The sequence below is a fragment of the Candidatus Neomarinimicrobiota bacterium genome (assembly GCA_034716895.1).
Taxonomy (GTDB): domain Bacteria; phylum Fidelibacterota; class UBA8477; order UBA8477; family JABMPR01; genus JABMPR01.
In genome coordinates, this window is record JAYEKW010000001.1 from 2,926 (window position 1) to 6,507 (window position 3,582).

At 46.1% G+C, this 3,582-nt stretch carries 6 protein-coding genes; all 6 read left to right on the top strand.

Annotation, left to right across the window (positions count from 1 at the left end):
• Positions 1 to 643: hypothetical protein (locus U9Q77_00025; GenBank protein MEA3285749.1), on the top strand; the 643-nt coding region annotated here is incomplete at its 5' end.
• Positions 644 to 646: 3 nt separating this feature from the next.
• Positions 647 to 1,273, top strand: coding sequence for a hypothetical protein (locus U9Q77_00030; protein MEA3285750.1), 627 nt, complete (start codon positions 647 to 649; stop codon positions 1,271 to 1,273).
• 1 nt (position 1,274) lies between these two features.
• Positions 1,275 to 1,712: a hypothetical protein gene (locus tag U9Q77_00035; GenBank protein ID MEA3285751.1), complete on the top strand. Its 438-nt coding sequence runs from the start codon at positions 1,275 to 1,277 to the stop codon at positions 1,710 to 1,712.
• Positions 1,699 to 2,307, top strand: a complete 609-nt coding sequence (locus U9Q77_00040) for an energy-coupling factor ABC transporter permease (protein MEA3285752.1) — start codon at positions 1,699 to 1,701, stop codon at positions 2,305 to 2,307. The genes U9Q77_00035 and U9Q77_00040 overlap by 14 nt, the downstream gene beginning before the upstream one ends.
• Positions 2,304 to 2,945 carry an energy-coupling factor transporter transmembrane component T gene (locus tag U9Q77_00045; protein MEA3285753.1) on the top strand — a complete coding sequence of 214 codons (642 nt, stop codon included), beginning with the start codon at positions 2,304 to 2,306 and terminating at the stop codon, positions 2,943 to 2,945. The genes U9Q77_00040 and U9Q77_00045 overlap by 4 nt, the downstream gene beginning before the upstream one ends.
• The coding region (locus U9Q77_00050) for an ABC transporter ATP-binding protein (GenBank protein ID MEA3285754.1) at positions 2,942 to 3,582 on the top strand (641 nt) is incomplete at its 3' end. The genes U9Q77_00045 and U9Q77_00050, both read left to right, overlap by 4 nt.

The following is a 3,582-nucleotide window of genomic DNA, read 5'->3' on the forward strand; positions in this document are numbered from 1 at the left end:
TTTCGTGTTTCATCTACATCATGATTATATGGTAGATGATAGAGAACAGCCCGATCTGGACCACTGGGAGCTTACACCCGGCCTCTCTTATGGCATCACTGATCGACTCATGGTTGATCTTCATGGCCATTTCGCAAAATTTGGTGGTGGACATCTTGTAAGCAGTACTGAATCAGCATACAACACATTGGGACCCTCTCCATTTATTGAGGCAATCGCTCTTGCTCTTCAATATCAAATTACGAAAAATTCCCCCGTGGAGATTGGGATCACATTGGGCTACGAGGAGCCTCTAAATCGGAGCGTTGAATTGCTTGATGGGCAAAGGGTCTTCGCCGCTGCCTTGATTGTTAATAAGGCTTTTAATGGTCACCGTAACCTACTCGTGAACTTCTATGGCGAGCTGGAAGATGAGGACGTTGCCTACGGCTGGGGAATTGGTTTTCGCTCACCCCTGACACCTCTTGCTCATGGTGTTGCAGCCGGCTTGGAATTACTGGGTGATTTTGATGGTGAATATTCCATTCTTCCAGGAATCTACTTTCCTTTGGGAATGCAGGATATTGTTTTCAAGACCGGTTTAGAATTTGCCCCAAACCAGGGTGCCACACGCTCTAACATCACCCTTATGTACCGTTTTTAATTCATGAAGTCAGCCCTCCAATTTGCGATTCTGCTTTTAGTAGGGGTGGTTACGCTAAACGCCCATGAGCATTGGCTGTATACTGATTCTCCCAGCTATCATCCAGGTGACACCATCACCATCCACATCAGGAGTGGTCATTTGGGAGGGGAAAGTGAATTTCTGCTTGGTAGTCATTTGATTCAATTCGCTCGTATCATTGATCCAGAAGGTCAGGAATCGCCCCTTGAATTCCAGATCAACGGACAGGAGCACATCTCCCATTTTCTGCCCCAACAATCTGGGTTATACACTATCCTGGTTAAATTGAGGAAACGCAACAAAGGTCCCTTTTCTTATTTGCTGAAAACGCAAATCCAGATTGGTCCAGTCCTGAATACAACCAGCACCATGGACAGTGATGAGCTGGAAATCAGACCTGGTGATGTCCCCTACACGCTGAGAGTAACACTGGCAGGGGAACCCGTAAAGGTGCCAATCAGTCTGACTACAGGGGGTCTTGAAGGGCATTCTTTGAGTATGGATCGTCATGGTATCAGTACATTTGCAGCCGACACCAGGGGCTTCAGTATTGCGATCTGTCATTTCAGACGGCAAACCGCCTCCTTTTCATTTTACGCGGGTAATTGATATGTTGAGAAACTTCCTGTTGGTTAGTCTGATGATCTCTTCCCACTTATTGGGACATGGTGTTTCCTATACCATGATGGGTCCCGGTTATGGCGTGGCTGTTCAATATGAGGATGGCGCGCCTTTGGATTTTGCCGATGTGACAATCTATCGTCCTGGAGAAACAGAATTTGAGTTCCAGCAAGGCTTCACTGATGAGAATGGGGTATTTATGTTCAAACCAGATACTTCTGGTGTCTGGATCCTAAAGATTTCTGACGGCTTTGGACATGGGAAAGTCATTGAAGTATCTGTTGGTGGATTCGAGTCTCCCCTCCAGCAAAATGTACGCATTCCACGCTGGCAAAAAATCATCTCTGGTGTGGGATACATCCTGTTTGTTTTCTGTGGCTGGTATTTCCTGACAAAACGTCGAAAAGATCATCATGCACATTCCTGATGGGTTTTTAAATACACCGGTCACGCTGGTCACTGCAGGTATATCAGTCACAACCCTAGCTTATAGCATAAAAAAAGTCAATCAGAGTATCAAGCCTGAGCAGATCCCTCTCATGGGTCTCCTGGCCAGTTTTGTTTTTATGATCCAACTATTCAGCTTTCCCATTGGTGTGGGTACATCGATCCATTTAACCGGAGCGCTCCTGATCAGCATCCTCCTGGGTCCTTTGGCTGGCTTCATCATCATGACTGTTTCCCTCCTGGCATTGGCCATCCTATTCCAACATGGCGGGATATTCAGCCTGGGAGCCAATATCCTCAACATGGCCATGGTCGGATGTTTTATTGGCTGGAGTATTTATCGGCTTATTCCCGGGAAACGGGTAGCTATTGTAATTGCAGGGTTGTTATCCGGTATTATTTCAGCCTTATTATGTGCTACCGAACTATCGCTTTCAGGCATGATGGAATTTTCAAGTGCGCTGAAAACCATGCTTCTGATCTATGGGATAACCGGTTTGATTGAAGGAATCATTACACTTTTTATTCTGGATTTTCTACTGAGGGTCAAACCCGAATTGCTGGCTCATTCATGAAACACGCCTTTATCGATCGATTTGCCTATTTACATAGCCCGATCCATCACTTCACAACGTCTGCCAAGATCAAATCTGCATTACTCCTGTTAACCTTGCTATTAATCGGATTCCCCATGATGGATTATCAAACAGCTCGTACGGGTTTTGGGATATACGGATTACTGGTTCTGGTAATCGCCCTTGTTTCCCGTGTGCCGCTGGGCTTCCTGCTAACCCGATCAGCTTTGGTTCTACCCTTTTCAGCCCTCATTGTTGTTGTGAATTATTTCTCAGGCAATTTCTCTCTGAACCAGCTCATCGAAACCTTATTCAAGTCACTTCTCAGTATTTTTACCTTACTGTTACTTACATCAACCACTCCTTTTCATGAGATTCTGAAACAGCTCTCCCGCTGGGGAACTCCCAAACTATTTATCATCATTTTAGCCTTTATGTATCGTTACTTTTTCCTCCTGGTAAGCGAGATAGATGCTCTGGAACGGGCGATCCAGATGCGGCATTCAACGGTTTCCAGCTGGAAACGAGTCAGAGTCTATGCCAATATTGTCGGAATGCTCCTGGTACGTAGTTTTGAACGCGCCGAAAATGTTTACCATGCCATGCAAATGCGGGGATTTACTGGAGATCTTTCATGAGTCGAATCCAAATCAGCAAGCTGACCTTTACTCACAGTGATGGTATCCAAGCCCTGCAGGAGATTGATCTCGAATTGAACAGTGGTTCGAGAACAGCCGTGGTGGGGCCGAATGGTGCCGGTAAGACATCCTTGCTCATGGCCATAGCCGGTCTTATCAAAGTCAATGGTGAAATACAGATCGAGGATACCCTGCTAAGCTCGTCAACAGTTGAAGAATTACGCAAAAATATGAGTTTTGTTTTCCAAAATCCGGATGAGATGTTGTTTATGCCCACGGTAATGGAAGATGTCTGTTTCGGTTTGGACAGCCTGGGTCTAAATGAAGCACAAGCCAAAACGCGGGCTCATGAGGCTCTGGAGCAGGTGTCTCTGATTGGTTTTGAGCACCGATCGGCTCATCACCTGAGTTATGGGGAACGACGCAAAGTGTGTCTGGCTATTTGTCTGGCAAGGCGTTCCCCCCTGACTCTTTTTGATGAACCTTCGCGCGAACTGGATCCTCAGGGTCGTCGCAATTTTATCAATATGTTTCGTGAGTGGGGCGGAACTTTGATCCTGGCCACCCATGACCTGGAGCTGGTTCTGGAAACCTGTGAACAAATGATTCTTATCGATGATGGCCAAATCATCAAAAC